Below are 21,140 nucleotides of genomic sequence, written 5' to 3'. Positions count from 1 at the left end.
CTCAGGCCTTCCTAATCTGGGACGCACGATGAGCAGTGTCGGCTCGGCCAAACGGCAAGGGGTCGGGGTCGAAACAGACGACGATGATTCGTGCATGCAACGCGCTGCTGGGGTGGGCGGAGACCATCACCGCCTTCCCCTTGCCTTGCTCGGGGAGGAACAGAGGGCGCTCATCCCCGTCCGGGTACACGTACTTGGCGACGCCAGCCTCGTGTATACGACAGGTGAGCGGGTCTTGGCGCACCCTTTCCATGAGCTGTGCAAGTTTGGCGTTGTTCGGGTTCTGCACGGCGACACCGGACAGTTGCGCAAGAATGGGTGGAGCCCAGCTCGACTCCCAGTCCAGCAGCACTCTTTCACGTGCCATCTTGGAGAAGAGCATCCACTCCATCATGTTCTCGGGCGGACCGGGATACCCCAGCGAGGAGAACAGGCGGGCGAAGGGCCGGTTCCAGACGACGAGTTGCCACTCCGCGTTGGTGACATAAGCCATTTCCGGCTGCCCGTCCACAACGCGCTGCCAATTCTGTTGTGACGGGATCACCACGCCGGTCTCCGGTCTCCGGGGGTGTGGTGGCAGGAAGCCGAGGGCGAGCAGGTGGAGCTGCCTGTATTCGTCTTCACCTAGATCGAAGAGTTCGGCAACATCCAGGATGTGCTGGGTGTCGAATTTACGAGTCTGTTTCTCCAGCGCCTGATAGGTGTTGCGCCCCCAGTTCAGAAGGGTGTTGACCTGCTCCTGGGTCACCCCCCTTACACGAGGGCCAGGACGGGAGCTGGGACGCTCCGGTAGACCCAGGTCGCTGGGTTTTGTTGCCTCACGTAGTGAGCGAAGGTAGTGCTTCAATCGCTGGGCGTCTTCCGCCATGCCAGTTCCCCTCTCCTTGCTCCCGTGGTCGGCGGGAGTGGAGCGTGCGTCGGCTATGCGCACGCGCGGCTTGCCACGCGAGCATCTTAGGCAGCGAGGTTTCACTGGCCGCAATGAGGTACCTACGGTCGGTTACTGCATCAGACGTAAGCGACGAAGTGGCCTAAAGCGGAATGCCATCAGAGAATGTGAAACCGGAGGATTCCTGCCTACTTCAGCTAGTGGACGGTCTGGTTCCGTATCTCGAAGCGGCAGGCGCTGGCGTGATGCGGGCTGACTCCCAGCAGGAGCCCCGAACGTGCCGCGGTGGGCTGGTCGAAGAGCGGGAGGAGGCGCTGCAGGATGGACGCGCCACCGATGTCGTGAGTGTCGGCGCCGGGGAAGGTGGTGGGTGCCTCGGCGATCTGCGCACCGGACGGGTGGATAAGTGTGATATCCGTGCTCCACCCGCTCGCACCCGTCAAAGGCAGTTCGGCCCACACGTCAGCTATCGCGTCTCTTTCGATGGCTGGGGAAGAGAACGATTGAGAACCGGGCTCCAGGAGGCCGGACTTACCGGCATAGGACCAGTCATCGGTGATGCGCACAGCGGTGTGCCCGCCTCGGGGCGTGGCGGACACCAGGGTGGCGGCTCCGCCGTCGGCCATGCGCAGCTTCTGCCACAACGGCACCTCTTCGCTCGTCAGCAATGAGCTGTTCGCCTCGGCGCCGACGACGAGAAACGGCCGGTCGGGTCTCGCCAGGACGTGCGCCAGGGATAACGCGTGTACGCCGCCGGAGCCGGCCTCAGCGGTCAAGGGGACGTGCGCCACTGTGGACCTCAATCCCAGCGTGGCAATGAGGTAACTACCCAAGGACGCAGCAGATCGCCAGGCCGGCAGGCGGGTGCGACCCGTGTCATGGAAAGTGATGATCCCGCCCACCTGAGTCGCATCGACGGCCGCCTCTTCCAGCGCTCGGCGTGCGGCAGTTTCGCTCAGGGCGGCCACGTCAGCAAAGGCTCGCGCTTGGCGCTCCTCGCCGGACAGTTGCTCGAGTAGTTCCTCAACAGAGCGGACGAAGCGACCGGCCCCGACGGAGGCACTCGTGGCGTCATCCCATGTGTATTTACCTCCACATTTTTCGTGGAGCTTGATAATCTCCTCGCCGCTGATCAGGTGCGTCGCGGTCGATATCCCTGGCCGGCTGATGTAGGCCACAAGCTTACCCCTCGTGCTGGTGTACGGATCTGACGTGTCGACTGCCGACCCAGTTGTATAGGAGATAGGCAGCACCGTCAGGCGGTGACCAAATCACGGCGGTTCCACGCGATGCGGGCCGCGTGTTCCGCCAAAACAACCGGGCCGGGCGGCTCCTGCTGGTCAAGGTGTGCGTATTCCACGGCCGCCATGATCGCGATGCGTTCTGATGACCCGAGGTGCGCGTAGAAGCCGGCGTCGATGATGGCGCAGGCGGCGTCGTGCGCATTCATGCCACTCCGATGGTGGGCGTGGATGAGGGATTCCAGCTCCGTCAAGTAATCGCGATGTGCCAGAACCTCGTCCACCGTCATCGGGCGCCCGTGGCCCGGGACGACCACTTCCGGGCTCAGCTCGAGGATTGCTTCGACTGCCTTCACCACTCGACGAAGCGGGCCATGCCAGTGCGCTGGATGATCCCCGTTGAAGAGCACATCGCCGGCGACGACCACGTCGCGGGACTCGATCCACGCGATGACATCGCCCGCGGTGTGCGCGGGACCAACCTCGATCAGTTGGACCCCCATCTCCTGACCGACCCTGATGCCATGGTTCCCCTGGAAGGTGTCCGTCGGGGTAACAACCTCAACGTCCGTGTAGGTGTAGTGCCCGAACTTCTCGCGGGCGTACCAGCCCATGGGTGTGTCGGGGTCACTGTTGGTCACGAGTTCGTGCATGTTCTCGGGCGACGGCTCGTGACAGAGATGTTCGTAGGCGGTGAGGCTGCAGATGATCTGCGCGCCGGGGAAGTAGCCGTTGCCGAATGTGTGGTCCCCGTTGGGGTGCGTGTTGACGATGGTCTTGATCTGCGTGCCCTCCGGCAGCACCTTCGCGGCGGCAGCCTGAAGTGCTCGCGTCATCGCCTCGTCATAGGGCGTGTCGATCAGAGCTGCTTCGCCCTGGGAGATCAGGAGCACACAGTTGGCTTCCCCCCATTGCCCCTTCGCGGCATGGGTGTCCCACAGATACACGCCCTCGGCGATGCATTGCAGGTGCTTCGGCAGGTCCATCAGACTACTTCGACGCAGCATGCGCGTCATTCTCTTAATGAATAGCGATTTTGACGAGTGCTCCACAACACAAGCCGCCCGAATCGCCCCTTCTTCCAGTGCGGCGACACGGCGCCGCTGACTGGCCGGCCGCCAGAACAAGCCTCTGACCTGGCACTTCGTGCCCCTCTGGCTAGCCAATCAGTGAAAAATGCTATCTCGGTAATACTTAGCGGAGGACTGCCCCTATCAAATTCAGACTTGATTCGCGCCCATCCGAGGTACCCATCGGGTGTGAATCGTTACCTGTTGAAGTAGCCGCGCCCGCGTGGCCGGAACTGTCCTACAAGGTGGCAGTCACTCCTCTTTCGCTGCAGGGCAAATCGCACTTCAATGGGCATTCCAGTCTTGGTAGGTGCTGAACCAAGAAGTAGTGCATCAGGTTCCGGACATGCCAAAGAAAGCCAGTTTTCAGATGACCGCTTCCATGTCAGGGTGACGACGTCAAGGCGCAATAAACGTTCAGCCTTGGCAGGGCAAAACTCCAACCCTAGGAGAGAGTCTCTTCATGCGCATAAATTCCACCTTCCGTTCCCGGACGGCATCCACCTTTGCCGGCCTGCTGATAATGGGCGGGGCGGCGGTCGCCGTTGCGCCCCAGGCATCTGCCGGCGGTGACGGTAACAAGGTGCACAACTGCTTCGGCCGTTGGTACAACACCGACTGGGACCAGAAGTGCAGCGGCTCCGGCGCGAAGTACGCCGGCACCTACGAGTCCAAGGCCAACTGCACTCTCGAGCCCGACAATTACATGGAGCACTGGCGGGCAAAGGGCAGCACTGCGACGTACGACGGCCACGACTGCGACTGGTCTGTGACGGGCGTGCAAACGTGGTTCTACCAGTAAACTCCGCCCCCTCACAGGCGGCCTGACGCAACCACGCTACGGCCCGTCTGCCCGCACTCCAATTGCGGGCAGACGGGCCGCTTTTCCAGACTACCCAACAACGGCGAGGTGCCTACATGCACGTTCACGTATCCGGTCTCCGTCAGGGGTATCCGGGGCGTGTGGTCCTCGAGGACCTTGACCTCGAGCTCCGTCCCGGTGTCACAGGGCTCCTCGGGCCCAACGGCGCAGGCAAGTCGACCCTGATGCGGACTCTGGCCACAGTGCAACCCCCGCTGCGCGGCCGTATCGCTCTCGATGATGTGAGCCTCGATGGTGAGAAGGCTGTAAGGCGTATTCGCCGCCGGATCGGCTACCTGCCGCAGCGGTTCGGATGGGACCCGGGAATGCGGGTACGCGACTTCGTCGACTACGGAGCGTGGATGCGCGAAGTGCCAGGTAAGGACCACTCACGTGCCGTGGAGCGAGCATTGAGCCAGGTTGACCTGGTCGACCGGAAACAGGAGCGGATGTCCCAGCTTTCCGGTGGCATGAGACAGCGCGCAGGGATCGCGTGGGCCATTGTCGGCGACCCGGGCCTGGTGATCTTGGACGAGCCCACTGTGGGCCTAGACCCACGGCAACGTCTGCAGTTCCGCCAAATCCTGTCCCAACTCAGCGACACCACGGTCCTACTGAGCACGCACCTCATAGACGATGTAGCCGCCGCATGTGACCGCGTCGTCGTCCTGCACAGTGGGCGAGTCCTATTCAACGGCGAGGTCTCCGAGATGGCGGACCGGGCCGGTGAAGGTACCGCTGGCCACACCCCACTGGAGCGCGCATATATGGAACTACTGCCGGACGGAGAACGGGACCTGTGACCTCCTTTCTTCTGGCTCTGCGTTCCTCCCCGCTACGGTGGCTGCTCGCCCCCCTGGTCGCGCTCGATCTCATACTCATCCTCGCCCGCGACGACTATTGGCACGGGCTGTGGGGAGACACCGGCGCCGCAGGACAGGTGCCCACCCTCCTCCTGGGCGTCTTCGCCGCAGCCGCAGCCGCGTGGACCTCAGCCCTGCGCCGCCCACCCGAGGTGGCAGAGACTCTGAGCGCGATGCCTCGGCCCAGGCCTATGGCTGAACTGCCACGCATCGCCGTGGTCCTGTGTGTCTTCGTCGTCCCATACCTGATTGGGCAGGCAGTCTGTTTCGCAGTCACTGCCCCCTCATGGCCGCCCGGCTTCACCCAATATCTGGGATACCTCCTGCTCGGTGTCTCGAGCCTCCTGACGGCGACTGGGGCGGGCTGGGTCATCGGGCGGCTGCTGTCCAGCCGCTGGGGCTCGGCGGCCGGTGCGCTCTGCTGGTTGCTCATCGTCATGGCAACCGATACCGACCTCTCAGTGGTGAACGGCCCGGCCCGGATGCAGCCCGACCTACTGGAGATCAGCCTGCGCACAGCGGCTGCACTGCTGCTGCTCGCCACCTGCCTCTGGCTGCCGTACGGCCCACGGATCACGCGAATCAGCCCGCTCCCAGGTCTTGCCACCGTCCTAGCAATCGCCGCAACCGCCGCAGCCGTTAGCAGCCCGGTTATCAATGAGCGGCACGGATCCGGATCGAAGACCTGCGCCAAAGGCCATACTCAGATATGCCTGTGGCCCGAGGAAGAGAAGTACAAGCCGATGGCCCAAGACGTGCTGGCGCGGGTAGAGCACCTACCTCCGGCACTGGCTAGGCCTAAGGCGGTGTATTCACTCGGCTTGGTCTATACCAGAGACCGTACTTGGGGCGGCGACTTCGACATGGACAGTGGTTCCGCGTGGGCGATGGCCGACGGCATGACGATGGCGATCAGTCAGAAGACGTTCGCAGCCTGCCAGGACGATGACTTCAAGGGCTTTGACGCCCAACAGAAGGCTGACGACCAGTCGGTTCTCGCTGTGGAAAGGTGGCTTGAGAAGCGTCTGGCAGGTGGCGGCGAGCCGGAGTACAGGGAAGAGGGAATGACGGCTTCCATGACCAAAGCTGTGGAAACCGGCAAGGAAATGGCCGACAGGCCTGAGGCGGAACAGAGTGCATGGGCCACGAAAACGGTGCAGCACATCCTGGAGAAGTACTGTGACTGACGGTCCTGGCGGCACGCGCATCGACGCGCTGATGCCGGCCTGGCGGGGCGGTCAGGGCAGGCGTCCCTACCCACCCTGTGGCGTGAGGCGGCCGGGGAGTGTCCTGATTGTGGTCCTTCTCAGCGGGCTGGCCGTGGCCTGGCTGGGGGACAGGCTGGCCCCCCTGCCCACCGTGGCGGGTGCTCAGACCGCGGGGACCCCGAGTTGGCGGATGCTCGCCATGTTCGCCGGTGTCCTGCCGATACTGTCCCTGCACAGTCGCATGGCAGCGCTGGAGGCGGTCGGCACCACCCGATTTCACCGCGGGAGAGCGTTGCGGCTGATGATGTTGTGGGCCGCGAGCATGGCCGTATTCCTCGGCGTCTGCGCCTTTTCTGTGGAGGGCCGGGTGCTGGATGTCATGGCTGGCGCTCTACCAGGATGGACCGGCCTAGGACTGCTCAGCGGGCGCACACTCGGCTGGCGGCAAGGCTGGATCCTGCCTGCACTGGTTCTTCTGCTCATCAGCTACTGGGGCGTTCAAGACGGATCGGGCAGCTATCCCTGGTGGGATTTCACCCGCTCGCCCGTGGTGGAGCAGCCGACCGGTCTCGGGATCAGTTTGGGGCTGTTGGCTGCAGGGATGATGGCCTACTGGTTGACACCCTGGCGCATACGGGGCCTGCTCCGACGGGGGTGACGGAAGGGCTCACTGCCTTTCGCAGGACATCGTACGGAGGCGTACGACGCCTGCGGGCTACAGCTGACGGGGTACTTCCGCGCGCACGCATCTGCTCCTGCCGGCAGTCGAACCCACTCCGCTTGGCAGGGAAGCACGTCTCTGGGGCAACGAAACCGTCGCGGATTTCTTGGATGTGGGCGGACTCTGTTGCGAATGCCTGGTCCGTTCAGCGAGGTCGTGCTGTTCGTGGGTGCGGCAGCGCCCCTTCTTGAGTTCATCGCTCCGTACGGAATGTACAAACTCGCGAAGGTCATCGTCTGCGCTTTCCCACATGGCATCGAACTGGGGCGAGTGGTGGCCCTTCGACTCGCGATGGATGATCGGGCCGATCCGGCCGATCACCGCGGTGCAGGCGATGAACACAGCACGGAGCGATTCCGCCTCGTCGGCAGAGTGTCCCTCCAAGAGGCTTATGAGGTGGGGCCTTCCCCCGTGAAGGTGGGCACGCCGTAATTGATCACGCGGCGAGCGTGAGTTTAGCGGTGTGGTGTCGGCGTTCGTATTCGTTCGGACTGAGGTGGCCGTTGGCGGAGTGCCGGCGGCGGGTGTTGTAGCGGATCAGCCAGGCGAAGACGGTCCTGCGGCAGGTGCTGGCGTCGCCGTAGTCGTGGGCGCCCTGGAGGGTCTCGCGTTTCAGGGACGCGTGAAAACTCTCGCAGGCCGCGTTGTCCGCGCTGGTGCCGACCGCGCCCATCGACCGGGTCACCCCGAGTTGGTCACACAGATCGGCGAAGGCCCGGGAGCCGTACTGGGCCCCGTGGTCGGAGTGGAATGCCGCGCCGTCCAGGCAGCCACGGGTCGCAGCCGCCATCTGCAGTGCATCGGCGACCAGACTGGTGCGCATGTGGTTGGCGATGGACCAGCCGACGACCTTGCGGCTGAAGCAGTCCAGTACGGTCGCCAGATAGAGGAACTGGCCGCTGGCAAGCGGGAGATACGTGATGTCGCCCATGTATTTGCGTCCCGGCTCGCTGGCGGTGAAGTCCCGCTGGAACAGGTCCGGAACCGGTGAGGTGGCCGGATCCGGGACGGTGGTGCGCACGCGTCTGCGCAGGCGGACGCCGGTGATGGAGAACGTCCGCATGATCCGGGCGACCCGCTTTTCGTTGACCTGCCGCCCTTTCTCGCGGAGCTCGGCCGTGATGCGCGGGGAGCCGTAGGCACCGCCGGACTCGCCGTGGACTTGGCGGATCTCCTCGGCCAGGGCCCGGTCCTGGCACTGCCGGGCGGCCCGGGCCTCGGCCCCGGCGAGCCACTTGTAGTAACTGGACCGGTTCACGTCCAGGACCTGGCAGAGCCGCTTCACCTCGTAGGTGTCCCGGTGGTCGTCAACGAACTGGAAGCGGCTGATCACCAGTTCGTCTCTCCGGCGAAATACTTGGCCGCCTTGCGCAGGATGTCCCGCTCGGTGGCGAGCTTGCGCTCACTCGCCTCGAGTTCGGCCACCCTCGCCTCCAGCTGCCGGACCCGCTCGTCCGGATCAGCGGACGAGGCGGCCTCTCCACGTGGGACGGCCGGCTTTGTAGCTGGGGTGGTGACGCCGCGGCGGTCGCGGTCCCGCAGTACCCACTCGCGCAGGGTAGCCCGGTTGATGCCCAGGTCGGCGGCGATGCTTTTGTAGGTCGCCCCGGGTGTGGACTCGTACAGGGCCACGGCATCGGCCTTGAACTCGTCCGAGTAGTCCTTCATCGCCATCGGCGGTCTTCTCGCTTCCTCCGGATCAAGCAGATCCAGTATCAGCGTGTCCACCACTCAGGGGGAGGCCCCCTCCTCCAACTTTTGCTACGCCAGGAAAAGTAGGTGCTCCACCTCGAGGCTGGTGCATTCTGCGGCCCAGCATCGACGTTCCATCAGGGCTCAATCGTGCACGGCGACCGGCACGGACCCTCGCGGGGCGGGAAGGTTGCGCGGGCCGGTAGGGGCCACGGGCGCCATACTCGTGGGTGCAGGAAGCAGCAACGACCATGTCAGGGCGACACAGTTCGAGGTTGCCCTGCCCTTCGGGTGTAGTGAGGCACTGCACCATCCCACCCGCGACGCCCCGACATCGTGAAACTGTCCCGCGGGTTGCAGTAATGCACGCCTCGGGGCCTTCCCCTCGGTGCGGGGGCACGGCCCCGTTGCCAAGGACGGTCTCGGCGGTAGCGGGACCACCCCCGCAGGTGCGGGGAGCACCTGGTCAATCCACCCTTGTAGGTGTCGGGCCCGGGACCATCCCCGCGGTTACGCGGAGCGCGGGCTCGCCTTGGCAACCCCGATCGAGGAATGGGGATCATCCCCGCGGGTGCGAGGAGCACTGCGCCACCGGGTTGCCCTTGAGGTCCGTCGCGGGACCATCCCCGCGGGTGCGGGGAGCACGGCTACAACCCGGTCGTCGGCGACATCGTCCAGGGGCCATCCCCGCGGGTGCGGGGAGCAGAAGGATGGATGGGGACGGACGTGACCTGCATAGTTTTCCGGCAGCCCGTTCACCAGCCTATTGGAGCGGTATGGTCCTGGTGTCATCTGCGAACTCATCTGGATCCCAATTCGGGAACTCAGCGAGCATTGCTCCGGGAGGACGGCATGAGCGAACAGCCGTGGACCATCGAGTCCATCCGTGACGCCCTCGGCAACCCCGCCCTCGCCCAACGCTTCCTCAGCGAGATCAACAAGGCGCCCGCGCACGAACTCCTCCAGGTCTTCGCCCGTTGGGAACGCATCGCTAAGGACACCCTCGCCGCCGTCGAACGCGGCCGGGAGATCGCAGCGGCCGAAGCCCGCGGCGAAGAGCCCCCCGGCGAATGGATCGACGGCACCGTCCGCTTGAAGGCCGCGCATGACCGATTCCGTGCACACGGCGCCGCCTGACCTGACACCCTGGGCCGGGTGTACGAGCTGCGCTACGACGCCACCATCGAAGCCGTCTGGGACAGCCTCCCGCAGCCGGCCCGCGACGCCTTCGACCGCGCCCTCATCGCAGCCTGCGAAGACCCCTACGGCGTGACCGAGCCCTACGGCATCGACGACGGCGTCACACGCACTCTCGCCCTCGACCAGACCGTCGCCGTCCTCCTGCTCACCCACCCGCCGTGGAAGATGCTCCGCATCCTCCAGATCACCTATCTGGGCTAAACGCGACGCCCCCGACACCCACCGGGCTGAGGGGCGCGGCGATGCTCACGGTCGCGGGAGGACCTCCAGACGAAGGCGCCGCCAAGGCCCGGGGCGACCGCCGGCACGTCTCCGCCCTCGGGCAGGACTGGCACTTACACCCGCCTCCTCAACCTGACGAAGGACTTCTGGGGGCCGACGTGCCCGCCTGCGAAGACTGCGACGACGGGACCGTCACCATGCGCGACGCAAACGGAAACGAACCCAGCATCCTCCGCCTCACTGCGGTGGAGCTGGCGAAGTCAGGACGCTGCAGGACAACGAAAACGACGGGTAGACCGGCTAACCGAAGTCCCTGTTCCGTCTCCGTCAGCGAATTGAACTGATGTTCGGCAGCCCGTTCGGTCTCGGATCGGCGACTCGAATGGCACAACCTCGGGACCATCCCCGCGGGCACAGGGAGCAAGTACCGCGAACCTTCGGCTCGGCCTTGTCGTCGGGACCACCCCTGCGGGCGCGGGGAGCAGACGGTCCCCCACTGATGACCATCGCGGGGCCATCTCCGCGAGCGCGGAGAGCAGTTGATCTGGAACAGCCCGACATAGCCGATCGAGGGTCCGTCCCCGCGGGTGCGGGGAGCATGTTCCGGCGGCGTCCTCCCACTGCGCGTGAATGGAGCCATCCCCGCTGGCGCGGGGAGCAGTCCCACCGGCACATGTCCCGGTAGTCCATCGGGGGTCCATCCCCCGCGGGCGCGGGGAGCAGCTGATCGAGACGCTGTGGCCACAGGCCCTGGCGGGCCCATTCCCGCGTGCGACGAAGTGAAGGGGGTCTGCCGAGGCACTTTGGAGTACAGGCGCCCAGAGAGGCGTTCTGCATTCAACTTCCCACGTATGTAACGGATTTGGAGAACTGACGAATCTTCTCTCGTGGACGCTCCGGCCTGCTAACGTCCTGTCCCGTTGAAGCAGGTAACCGTTATGAGCAATGGAGCGATGACGGAACGTGTCTGACTCAAGTGCTTTACGTGCCGCGGCCCTCCGTCCCCGGTGGGATCCGCGGGAGGCCCCGTGCATCCCGGTGCTGACTGTGGACGACCGGCTTCTTGATGTGAGCCTTGTGGACCTGCTCCACGATGCCGATGGCATTCGGAACGTGGAAGGCGGCACGCCGGGCGAGAAGGTGGCGGTTCTCGAGTTCCTGCTGGCCATCTGCTACGCGTCCGGCACGTATCCGGAGTCGACTGCGCAGTGGCCTGCCTGGGTGGATCAAAAAGATGTGTTCCGGCCGGCCGCCCAGTGGCTCAAGCAGCGGCCTGAGAGCGAGGTCTGGGACCTGTTCCACCCCTCCGAGCCTCTGGGGCAGAACGCTCTGCTCGCTCCGTTCCTCGACGAGCACGGTGCCGGGCCTGCGCAGTTGGTGATCGAACGTGTCGGTGACTACAACCAGTTCTTCGATCACCACCACCTGGAACACCCCAGTCCACTGCCGGTCGCTGCCGCATTCCGGGCCATGCTCACCCAGCACGTATACGGGCCGGCCGGACGCGCCAGGATCTCTGGCAAGGAAACGCTGGGTGCCACCATCACCAATCTCGCTGCCACCCGCCTGGGCACCCGGATACGGGTCATGGCGCTCGGGGATACCCTTGGTGAGACGCTGCGCCTCAACCTGGCTCCAGTCGACGGACCGGCCGGGGAGCTGAACCGCACCTGGACCGTCGGCATGAAACGGCGGGAATTCGCAGTCAAGCCCAAGGGCCGGGCAGTGGCAGGGCCGGCCGATTTGCACAGCTACCTCGGGCGCTCCATCCTGCTTCGCCCGACGCGTGACGGCGAGCAGGTGGACCGGGTGCTGCTCGGTGCGGGTGAGCTCCTCGCGCTGACGGACGAGCACTTGCAGGATGCTGTGTACGCCACCAGGGCAGATGGCACCAGCAAACCCTTGTGGGCTTCGGCAACCAGGGCTGTCTGGCGTCAGGCACATGCTCTCTACGCTGCGGTGGCCGAAGCGCGCTCGCAGCCTGGCAGGAACGACGGCGGCACCTTGTACCGGAGGCTGGCGCTCTTCCCGGCCGAGGACGTGGCTCCTGAACCCGGCCAGCAGCCGGCGCGCCGCATCGAGTTGTGGGCAGTCGGTCTGGTCGCGAAGCAGACCACCGCCATTGCCTGGGTCGACGGGACCTTCCCGTTCGCCCCTGGGCTGGAGGCCCGCCTCTATCTCGCTTCCTACCGGGGTTCGCAGATTGCCGAGTTCGTGGCGGCCGCTCTGTACAAGGCAGCGTTTGCGGCCTGGCGCGTGGCATACCCGAACCCCAAACCGGCCGACAAGAACAGTCAGATCGCCCGGTTCGACGCACGCGCTCAGCACTGGGCGGCGACACAGGAGCCGTTCGATGTGCTGATGGAAGAGACCACCCTGGGCGAGGACGTACGGGCCCTGCTGCTGGTGTACGCGCACACCGTGGCCACCGCCGCTCGCATGTTTCTGGCCGAATGCCTCGATCCGCTGCCCAGAAGCTCTCAGGGCGCCAAGGCCAGGGCCTGCGCCTTGAGACGGTTCGACGACGAGTTGGCCCAGCCGCAGGCTCCGGCCGAGCTCCGAGGGGAGTCCCCATGACCACCAAGCCCGGCGCCGACCCAAACGACAGTGAAAGCGCCGTCGCGCTCACAGCGTGGCTCGCCAGTCTCGTCCACAACCACGACTACGCCAGCCTCGCCGAGCTCCGGCGTCCCCGCGTCCAGCGCGAACCCCACTTCCGGGCCCTGTGGTACAGCCCCGATGAGGCCCAGCGCGAGGTCTACGCCCAGGTCGCCTTCCTGTTCGCGATCTACCACCAGGGCCGTTCCAAGCCCGCCTATGGGTACGGCAGTCTCGGTGACGCCGCACGCCGCATCGGCAGCGGCAACGGGCGCGGCCCCGATGATCCGGGCGCCGCCCGCCTGATCGACCGCATCGTCTCCAGCCGCCGCATCCCGTGGCGTCATCTGCAGCACGCCGTCGCACGCCTTCGGGCCTGCGACCGGCAACCGCCCTCCTGGTCCCGGCTCGTCGACGACCTCAACCAGTGGCACGACCGTAAGGCCCGTGTCCCCTACGAATGGGGCGTGGCCTTCCACATCCCTGCGCCCCGGGCTGCCGCCGCACGATCCACTGCCTCGAATGCCGCCTCCTCCATCGAGAAGGACTCCACCACGTGACCAGCAACTCCCCTTCCGCCGGCAGCCAGTTCCTCTCCTTGCACCTGCTGGAGACCCTGGTGGCCGTACTGCCTGTGCGTGACGAGAACGGAGCACCCAAGTCCATCGTCTACGGCGGCACCGAACGCCACATGATCACCAGTCAGGCGCGGCGCCGGGCCGAGCGGATCCACACCCGCGACCGAGCCAACGCAGGCCGCGGCGCCCTGGCGGGGCGTGCCACCGGCATCCGCACGCGCGAGTGGGCACTGCTCACCGCACGCGCACTCACCTCACAGCATGGTTGGGAAACCGACGAGGCCGTCCGCACCGCGCGCGCCGTGATCGAGGCCACCGGCCTCAAGTTCGGGGAGCCCGACAAGAAGACCGTCGCCAACCTGACCCGGGTGCTGCTGTTCGCGCCGGCGGACGCAGGCACCCGCATCGCCGCCCACATCGCCGAGCAGGCCGAGACGCTGCGGGCATGGACCGAGGAGTACGTGACGGCCCAGACCGCGGCGGCCATCAAGAAGAAGCGGGGCCGCAAGGGAGCGGTGCAGGAAGATCCGGAGGAGGACACCGCAGCGGAGGTCAAGCCGCCTGCGCTGCCGGCCGAGACCCGCGCGGCGATCCTCACCGCGCTCGCCCCGCGCGACGCCATCGACATCGCCCTCTACGGGCGCTTCCTCGCCGAGATCGCGGACTCACCCAACGTCGACGGAGCAGTCCAGAGCAGCCACGCTTTCACGGTGCACGAAGCAGAGCAGGTCGACGATTTCTACGCCGCTGCCGACGACGCGAAGCTGGACCGCAAGAAGAACGCGCTGGACTTCCTCGACGCGGCCGACGACTCGGGCGCCGGCATGACCGGCTACCAGTCTCTGATCACGGGCACGTTCTACCGCCATGCCGTCCTCGATCGCCGCAAGCTGCGCCGCAACCTCCAGGCGGCCGGCATGACCGAGCAGGAGGCAGAAGAGGCATCCGTTGCGGCGGAGTCAGAATTCGTCGCGGCCTTCGTCGAAGCCTTCCCCGAGGCGAAGAAGAACTCGACCGCGTCCACCGGATCTCTGCCTGCCCTGGTCCTCGCCTTCGAAGGCGAGCGCCCCTACAACTACGCGGCCGCCTTCCAGGCACCCGTCGACGAGAGCCCCGTCGACAAGAACGGCGAAGGCCCCGCCGGACCGGCCGCGGTCAGGCGACTGCTGAAACACCATGCCTTCGTCGCTCAGCGCCGGCCCGACATCACCTCCGGGCGCATCCTGACCTTCGACCCACAGATCAACGAACTCCTCCACACCCTCGACAACAGCGGCGCGACGACGGTGACCCGCGCCGAGGAGCTCACGGCGTGAGCGGGCACGTCCTGCTCGTACGCCTGGCCGCCCCCTTGCAGTCCTGGGGCGTGACATCCCGGTTCTCGCACCGCGACACCCATACTCGCCCCACCAAGTCCGCCGTCATCGGCCTGTGCGCCGCCGCCCTGGGCCTGGACCGGACCGAGCCCGTTAACGACCTCGCCGCACTCACCTACGGGGTCCGCGCCGACCACCCCGGCACCCCGGTCCGCGACTACCACACCGTCGGCGCCGGCCGGTTCCCGCTACGACCGCGCGACATCATCACCGACCACCGCCGTGCCGCCGCCATCGCCAAGGCTATGGAGACCGCCCAGGGACCGGACTTCGGGCACCACGAACTCGCACGCTGGTACGGCGCCCCGAAAAAGATCACCACCGACCCAGTCTCCGGGACCCTCGTCTCAGCCGAACCGGCCCGCACCGCAATGATCACCGAACGCTGGTATCTGTCAGACGCAGCGTTCGTCGCAGCCCTCCAGCACCCCGGCCGCGCGCTGCTGGAGGACATCGCCCACGCCCTGGAGCACCCCAAACGGCTGCTGTGGCTCGGCCGCAAATCGTGCCCGCCCTCCGGCACCCTGGCCGCCGAGATCCTGCCCGGCACCATCGCCGAAGCGTTCACCGCCAAACGCCTGCTGCCCGGGCCCGAGGGATACGACACCTCAGGCCGACGCCCCTGGGCGTGGATCCAGGCGCCCTCCGGCACGCGCGGCGCCACGCGGATCCACGACCAGCCCGTCAGCTTCGATGCCGACCGCCGCTCTCACGCCACCCGCTGGGAGACCCGCACGCGCATCACCATCGCACCGACCGCCACCGAATGGGACATCATCCCGTGAAGAGCACCCGGGCCTCGACGGCTCGCTTCGTCGCCACCCACTCCGTCCTCTCCCTCGATGCCCGCCACCCGCTGGTCGCCAAGTCCCTGATCGACGCCCAGGAAATGCACCGCACCGTCATGAGCGGGTTCCGCGGCTGGATCGAGGACGGCGCCTCACACCCACGCGCCGACATGGGTGTCCTGTCCACCTGGTCGGTGGACCTGAAGGCAGCGGCCCTCGTCCTGGTCGTCCAGTCCCGGGTTCCCGGGGACTGGTCGCGCATCCCCCGCGCGGCTTTCACCACCGCGCCGCACAGCATCACCGTCGACCGCACCTTCACAGCAGGCGAATCCGCGGCGTTTCGCACGGTCGTCAACCCCACGCGCAGCAAGCCCTCGGGCAAACCCGTCTCCGACAAGGCCCGTGGCACCCGCACCGCACACACCACACCAGAGCATGTGAAGCGGTGGTTCACCCGGCGGCTCCAGCCAGCCGGCGAACCCAAAATGGCCGAGGACGGCGTGGTGCGCATCGGCGCAACCGCCGACCCCGAAGCCCTCGGGATCCGCATGCTGCCGACCGTCTCCAGCGCCCACCGCAACAAACCGGTCCGTATCGGCCGGGCCGAGATCCGCGGCACACTCACGGTCACCGACCCCGAAACCCTCGTAGACGTCCTCGCCAACGGCCTCGGCCACGCCCGCGCCTACAGTTGCGGTCTGATTTTGACCCGCTGAGCCCCGCCCCACCGAGAGCAGCGCCGCGGCGCGAGCACACCAGCGCTGGGTTTCCTACACACGCGGGAACCGGCGCTGAAGCGCCTCGGCAGCCGGGCACGCCGACCATCCCCGCACACGCAGGAGGGGAAAGACGCAGTGCTCCTAACGGGAGCCATTCCCGCAGATTGGCGGGAAGCCCAGCGAGGGCCGAGGCTACGCCTTGCGGCCCCGCCAGGACCAGCCCGATACACGTCACTGCCCGCCGCGGCGCCGCATCAGGATCCTCAGGGTCGCGCGGGCATCACGCCGGCGCTGCGGGGTGCGAAAGAGCACGGACGAAGCCGCCACCGACACCACCGCCACGCAGTAGGCGAAGGCGGTAACGGCGGAAAGGACGACACCCGCCCGGAAGGCGGGTTCAACAACGCTCTGCAGAACGGACATACAAGTCCCCCTCAGGTTGGCGGCCGGAGGTCCTCTCCCCCGGCGCGGTCCCACAGGTATCCACCTTCCTGAGGGCGTTCAGCAGACTTCACAGCGCCGAAAGAGCTGCATAAGCACTGGTCAGGGGCCAATTGAAGATGCATTCAGAGAACTCTTCCGCAGACGATGCCGCCAGCGGTGCCGGGCAGATACCGACGTTCATGACCGACCTGAAGGCATTGTTCAAGGCCGCTGGCGGCGGCAAGCCCGGCCTGACGTACACAGACCTGATGCGTGAGGCTGCGGCGTCCGGGTTCAGCGTGCCCAAGTCCAACTTCACCGCCTGGATGAACAAGAACCCGCCGACCGAGGAACGTCACGTCGAGTACGTGATGACGAAGCTCATCCCCGGCTTGAAGGCAAGGGCGGCTCGCCGCTCGCCGGGCCACGCCCAGATCTCTGAGGGCTCCTGGGCCGCTCGGCTCTCAGCCACGCAAGAAGTCAGCGGGAGCGGGCAGGGGGGCCGCGGACCCCGCATTGGCGCAGCCTCCCCAGGGCGGCTGCTGGGCGGTGCGTACCCTGCCCTCCTGGATGTCCTACCCGTCGACTTCGTGGGACGCGAGGAAGAACTGACCGACCTGAAACGCTTCGTCACGGCTCCCTGCGGCTCCCCTGCCTACCTGTGGTGGCAGGCAGGGCCCTGGGCCGGAAAGACAGCGCTGCTCTCATGGTTCACCGCCCGCCGCCGACCTGCCGGGGTCGATGTCGCGCACTACGTCATCGCCGGGCGTCTGGGCACCGACCGCCGTGACGGCTTCGTCCGTACAGTCGGAGCCCAGTTGGCTGCCGCGGCCGACGGCAGACGCCGCCCCGCCATCGATCTCAAGCAACCTAACCTGGGCCCTCTGTACGAAGCAGCGGCCCGGCAATGCGCCGAGCGTCATCGGCGTCTCGTCCTGATCGTCGACGGGCTCGATGAAGATGCCGACGCGGGCCCCGACGAAACCGGCATCGCCGGGCTCCTGCCCAAGGACCCGCCCTACGGAATGCGCGTCATCGTCGCAGGGCGGCCCCACCCGCGCATGCCGCGGAAGTTGGCGGCGGACCATCCGCTGCGAGACCCTGCCATCGTCCGGCTGCTGGCCGACTCTCCCGCAGCGCGCATCATCCGGGATGCCGCCCTGACGGAGCTGCGCACTCTCCTGGAGGACACCGGTCTCGGGCAACATCTGCTGGGCCTGCTGGTTGCGGCGCGGGGGGCCCTCACCGGGGCGGATCTCGCCGAACTCACGGATCTCATGCCCCACGACGTGCGGGACAGGCTCTCCGGCGTCACCGGCCGTTCCCTGGCGCCCACGCGCACCGATCTGCTGCCCCTGCACGTGCGCACCGAGGCGGAAGCGGAAGCAGGACGGCAGACATTCGTACTAGCCCACCAAGAACTCCACGCCACCGCGCACGAGGCCCTCGGCCGCCGCTTCCTCGCCGCACGCGCCACTGAGCTGCACCACTGGGCCCACCAGTACAGCGACGAAGGCTGGCCCCACGACACCCCGAACTACCTACTCACCGGCTACACCCGCCTCCTGCACGAGCAGGGAGAAACCGAGCGCCTCACCGCGCTGGCGCTCGATCCGCGGCGCCAACTGCGCCTCATCCAGCGCGCCGGCCCGGACGTCGCCCTGCTCCACCTCGACCTGGCCACCCCACCCCGCACTGGCCAAGAGCGGCCGCTGAGCACGGCCGCGGCGATCGCCGCTTCCCGGGAGATGCTGCTGCCCCACGTGCAGCCCCTTCCCGCAGCAGTAGCACAGACCATCGCCCGGCTCGGCGACGCGCCCCGGGCCCGCGCCCTGACCAGCACATCAGGGCGCGACGTCGACAAAACGCTGAACCTGGCCGGCGTGGCACACGTACTGCAGTCCATGGGTGACGAGCAGGCCGTCGCCACGGCCCAAGCGGCCGGCCGGTGGGCTCGCAGGGCACTGCACGAGGCGGGCAGGTTCGGTGTCAGCGCCGATGAGGCGCAGGGCGCAGCAGGGCAAGCAGCCCTCGCCCTGCTGGAGACGGCCCAACAGCCCGGCCACGGACCTACACACGAGGCTGGCACCCACGGCCGACCGGGAGCGGGCGGGGACCGCGCTCGTCAGAGCCTCTTCGAGGACGGCCTGGCCCTGCTCCGCTCCACCCACGGGACGGGGACAGCCCGCACAGAAATCTGGGCGCAAGCCATCCATCTGCTCACAGCAAACCATCCCGAGCAGGCCGGAGAGCTGTTGGACACATTGGAAGAACAAGCTGAAGATCTCGCCTGCCAAGAACCGGCCGACACAAGCTCCGCAGCCGGCGCGATTCACCTCTGGCAAACAGCAGCGTCCGCGGCGCCCGACCGCGCCGACCGCCTCGTAGACCGCATTCTGACCCACGCCCAAGAGGTCTGGAACGAGGCGCCCACCCTGGAAAACATTGCCACTCTCGCGACCGCCGCCCTCTGCGCCGCGCCATCCCATCCGACACAGGCGCAGCGCCTGGCGAACACCGCCTGCCGCCACCTCGAGCATGTACTGAGCCCGAACGCTGCGCCTTTGACCCCTCCGGACGCCTTTCACGTCGAGTTCGGATTCCGACACACCGTCGCCCTCCTCTCGCAGGCACTCGCCGACGTCGGGACACCGACCGAGCAGATCACCCACATGCTGGAACTCGCAGGCCTCTTCCTCCCGCCAGAACCACCACAGCTGCCAGAGCACGAGGAACAGCTGCCCAGCAACGAGGACGAATTCCCCGCCGAAGCCGGCAGACTCGCCGAGGAAGCATTCCGTCTGGCCGGACAAGCCGCCAGCGATGAAGCGGAGCACTGCCTGGAGCAGGCCCTGGCACTCCTGCCCGCCGGCATCCCCGGCAGCGGCCGCGCCCCCGTGTGGCTACCCGACCTGGCAGCCGCCCTCATCCGCAGCGACACGGCCGCCGACACCCAGCCCCTCATCGACCTGGTCCAGCACCCAGCCGACCACGTGCGCCTGCACGCCGCACTGGCCCTGGCCTACAAAGACACGCACCAGCCCGACGCAACACGCCGCCACGCGCACGAAGCAGCCCGTGCCACCACGACCGATCAGAACTGGCCCTACGCCGCACAGGCGCTGGCAGGCGCCGGCGAGGCGCAGGCTGCCGCAGACCTCATCGCGCAACACCCGCAACCCCGCAGTGTCACCGCGCGGGCGGCCTGGCGGAAAACCGACCGAGCCGCGCGCATCGCCGTCGCCGCGGAACTCACGGCACACGCCCCCCACATGGCAGGCGAGCTGATCCTTCCGCTGCTCCAACGCCTCGAAGCCTCAAGCCGCACGATCCGAAGCAGCGGCCTGCTGTCCGCACTGGCCGAACTCCTGCCCGCCGCGGCCCACCTCCCACCCGAGCCACATCAGCTCCTTACGGCCGTGATGGAACAAGCCCGTGCCCAGTCATCGCGCAGCAGCCCACACTCCTGGCAGCCCGAAGACGTCCTCGTCCACGCATTCCTGCGCGTCCAAGCCGGCGAACGCCCCGACCTGCAACTGACCTGGCTGACACACGACATGGCCAGCCGCGGCCCCGAACACTTCCCCACCCCCGCCCTGGCCGTCCTCCACGCGACCCTCGGCGACAACCGCACCGCCCTGCAGGTAGCACGACAACCCACCGACCCCCTCCTCCAAGCCACTGCACTCGCCGCCACCGCAGCACACCTCGTCCACCTCCCGGCCCGCCCGCACCCCATGGCCGGACCAACCATGCAGATCCACTTCACCCGCGCCATCCAGCACCTGGCCCACACCACCACCCCACCGGCTCCCGACCACAAAGCGGCCGCCACAGCGCTACACCACACCCTGACCACACCCAGCTGGCACCAGGCCATACCCACCCTGCCCAAACTCGCCCCCGAAGCCATCCGCGCCATCCACGACATCACAACCGCCCATCTCCACACCCCACCTCAACCCCGCTGACCACCCCCGACAATCCGCCGAGAGGAGCTCTCCACACCGCCGCATTTCGCCGGCAAGTTCGATGCGGGAGCGCGGGCCCACCGGCGTACCGCAGCAGACTCCGTCGGAGGGGAGGTCGACGAGGTGTTAAGCGCCAACCTTGCGGTCTCGCGGAACAACCTCTGCTCCCCGAGACCCTGCCCGACGACCGGAGGCCATCCCCCGCGGGCACGGGGAAGAAAGGAAGACATCCGCAGGTCGCGAAGTGCGCTCCCCGCCCCTGCGGGGATGACCCCTTGATCATCCCCGTGCTGACCTTCCGGCCCTTCTACTCCCCGCACCCGCGGAGATGGTTCCGGCTTCGTGTTCGAGGACTTCGCCACGCTCGCGTGCTCCCCACACCTGCGGGGATGGTCCCTGGCGCAGGTCGGCGCTGATGTGCGGGTCGCGGTGCTCCCCGCACCTGCGGGGATGGTCCCAGGTAGTCGACGCCGGTGTCCTCCAGACACACGTGCTCCCCGCGCCTGCGGGGATGATCCCCGGGTTCCCTTGGGGACGAGGAGGACGCCGCAGTGCTCCCCGCACCTGCGGGGATGATCCCCAGTACTGGGAGAACGTGTACCTGGGGTTGCCGTGCTCCCCGCACCTGCGGGGATGATCCCCGGGTTCCCTTGGGGACGAGGAGGACGCCGCAGTGCTCCCCGCACCTGCGGGGATGATCCCCAGTACTGGGAGAACGT

Annotated in this window: 18 protein-coding genes and 1 CRISPR repeat array; of the genes, 13 read left to right on the top strand and 5 right to left on the bottom strand. The window is 67.0% G+C overall.

Annotated elements, in window-relative coordinates:
- Nucleotide 1 precedes the first annotated feature (1 nt).
- The 3 genes from ACWFRU_RS41110 to ACWFRU_RS41100 form a co-directional block, all read right to left on the bottom strand.
- Nucleotides 2–748 (bottom strand): MmyB family transcriptional regulator, encoded by a 747-nt coding sequence (locus ACWFRU_RS41110; protein ID WP_453693796.1) that lies wholly within the window; start codon nt 746–748, stop codon nt 2–4.
- Between the two features lie 338 nt (nt 749–1,086).
- On the bottom strand, nt 1,087–2,067 hold the full coding sequence (locus ACWFRU_RS41105) for a hypothetical protein (protein WP_453693794.1): 981 nt from the start codon (nt 2,065–2,067) through the stop codon (nt 1,087–1,089).
- A 77-nt stretch (nt 2,068–2,144) separates the two neighbouring features.
- On the bottom strand, nt 2,145–3,146 hold the full coding sequence (locus tag ACWFRU_RS41100; RefSeq protein WP_453693792.1) for an MBL fold metallo-hydrolase: 1,002 nt from the start codon (nt 3,144–3,146) through the stop codon (nt 2,145–2,147).
- Between the two features lie 517 nt (nt 3,147–3,663).
- On the opposite strand from ACWFRU_RS41100, the gene ACWFRU_RS41095 reads away from it, so the two are divergent.
- From ACWFRU_RS41095 to ACWFRU_RS41075, 5 genes are all read left to right on the top strand, one after another.
- On the top strand, nt 3,664–4,002 hold the full coding sequence (locus ACWFRU_RS41095; protein WP_453693790.1) for a hypothetical protein: 339 nt from the start codon (nt 3,664–3,666) through the stop codon (nt 4,000–4,002).
- Between the two features lie 161 nt (nt 4,003–4,163).
- Nucleotides 4,164–4,865, top strand: a complete 702-nt coding sequence (locus tag ACWFRU_RS41090; protein ID WP_453693788.1) for an ATP-binding cassette domain-containing protein — start codon at nt 4,164–4,166, stop codon at nt 4,863–4,865.
- The gene (locus ACWFRU_RS41085) at nt 4,862–6,112 is read left to right on the top strand and encodes a hypothetical protein (RefSeq protein ID WP_453693786.1); all 1,251 of its coding nucleotides are present in this window, start codon (nt 4,862–4,864) and stop codon (nt 6,110–6,112) included. The genes ACWFRU_RS41090 and ACWFRU_RS41085 overlap by 4 nt, the downstream gene beginning before the upstream one ends.
- Nucleotides 6,113–6,323: 211 nt before the next feature.
- Nucleotides 6,324–6,791 (top strand): hypothetical protein, encoded by a 468-nt coding sequence (locus tag ACWFRU_RS41080; protein WP_453693784.1) that lies wholly within the window; start codon nt 6,324–6,326, stop codon nt 6,789–6,791.
- Between the two features lie 195 nt (nt 6,792–6,986).
- Complete coding sequence (locus ACWFRU_RS41075; protein ID WP_453693782.1) at nt 6,987–7,286, top strand: hypothetical protein; 300 nt, start codon at nt 6,987–6,989, stop codon at nt 7,284–7,286.
- 4 nt (nt 7,287–7,290) lie between these two features.
- Here the strand turns inward: ACWFRU_RS41075 and ACWFRU_RS41070 are convergent.
- Nucleotides 7,291–8,528 (bottom strand): IS3 family transposase gene (locus tag ACWFRU_RS41070; RefSeq protein WP_453693780.1). Its coding sequence is split into 2 segments (ribosomal slippage): nt 7,291–8,198 and nt 8,198–8,528, totalling 1,239 coding nucleotides; the frame shifts between segments, so codons are not numbered across the junction.
- 870 nt (nt 8,529–9,398) lie between these two features.
- Here ACWFRU_RS41070 and ACWFRU_RS41065 point away from each other — a divergent pair.
- The 7 genes from ACWFRU_RS41065 to ACWFRU_RS41035 all read left to right on the top strand — a co-directional run bounded on the left by ACWFRU_RS41065 (nt 9,399) and on the right by ACWFRU_RS41035 (nt 16,024).
- A complete protein-coding gene (locus ACWFRU_RS41065) occupies nt 9,399–9,683 on the top strand; it encodes a hypothetical protein (protein ID WP_453693778.1) in 285 nt (94 codons plus the stop codon).
- A gap of 18 nt (nt 9,684–9,701) precedes the next feature.
- Nucleotides 9,702–9,947: a hypothetical protein gene (locus ACWFRU_RS41060; protein ID WP_453693776.1), complete on the top strand. Its 246-nt coding sequence runs from the start codon at nt 9,702–9,704 to the stop codon at nt 9,945–9,947.
- A 1,059-nt stretch (nt 9,948–11,006) separates the two neighbouring features.
- Nucleotides 11,007–12,545: a type I-E CRISPR-associated protein Cse1/CasA gene (locus ACWFRU_RS41055; protein WP_453693774.1), complete on the top strand. Its 1,539-nt coding sequence runs from the start codon at nt 11,007–11,009 to the stop codon at nt 12,543–12,545.
- Complete coding sequence (casB, locus tag ACWFRU_RS41050; protein ID WP_453693772.1) at nt 12,542–13,126, top strand: type I-E CRISPR-associated protein Cse2/CasB; 585 nt, start codon at nt 12,542–12,544, stop codon at nt 13,124–13,126. Before ACWFRU_RS41055 ends, casB begins: the two co-directional genes overlap by 4 nt.
- Entirely contained in the window at nt 13,123–14,460 is a 1,338-nt protein-coding gene (locus ACWFRU_RS41045) for a type I-E CRISPR-associated protein Cas7/Cse4/CasC (RefSeq protein WP_453693770.1), read from the top strand. Before casB ends, ACWFRU_RS41045 begins: the two co-directional genes overlap by 4 nt.
- Nucleotides 14,457–15,305 carry a type I-E CRISPR-associated protein Cas5/CasD gene (gene cas5e / locus ACWFRU_RS41040; protein ID WP_453693768.1) on the top strand — a complete coding sequence of 283 codons (849 nt, stop codon included), beginning with the start codon at nt 14,457–14,459 and terminating at the stop codon, nt 15,303–15,305. The genes ACWFRU_RS41045 and cas5e overlap by 4 nt, the downstream gene beginning before the upstream one ends.
- Nucleotides 15,302–16,024: a type I-E CRISPR-associated protein Cas6/Cse3/CasE gene (locus ACWFRU_RS41035; RefSeq protein WP_453693766.1), complete on the top strand. Its 723-nt coding sequence runs from the start codon at nt 15,302–15,304 to the stop codon at nt 16,022–16,024. Before cas5e ends, ACWFRU_RS41035 begins: the two co-directional genes overlap by 4 nt.
- A 234-nt stretch (nt 16,025–16,258) precedes the next feature.
- Here ACWFRU_RS41035 and ACWFRU_RS41030 read toward each other — a convergent pair whose 3' ends face one another.
- Nucleotides 16,259–16,450, bottom strand: a complete 192-nt coding sequence (locus ACWFRU_RS41030) for a hypothetical protein (protein WP_363213439.1) — start codon at nt 16,448–16,450, stop codon at nt 16,259–16,261.
- A gap of 200 nt (nt 16,451–16,650) precedes the next feature.
- Between ACWFRU_RS41030 and ACWFRU_RS41025 the strand changes: the two genes are divergently transcribed.
- Entirely contained in the window at nt 16,651–20,421 is a 3,771-nt protein-coding gene (locus tag ACWFRU_RS41025; RefSeq protein ID WP_453693764.1) for a hypothetical protein, read from the top strand.
- Nucleotides 20,422–20,789: 368 nt separating this feature from the next.
- Nucleotides 20,790–21,124: direct repeats of the CRISPR family, unit length 30 nt; unit sequence GTGCTCCCCGCACCTGCGGGGATGATCCCC.
- Between the last annotated feature and the right edge of the window lie 16 nt (nt 21,125–21,140).

This window comes from Streptomyces sp. NPDC055099, from assembly GCF_053607685.1.
This window is presented reverse-complemented; position numbering and strand designations above follow the sequence as displayed.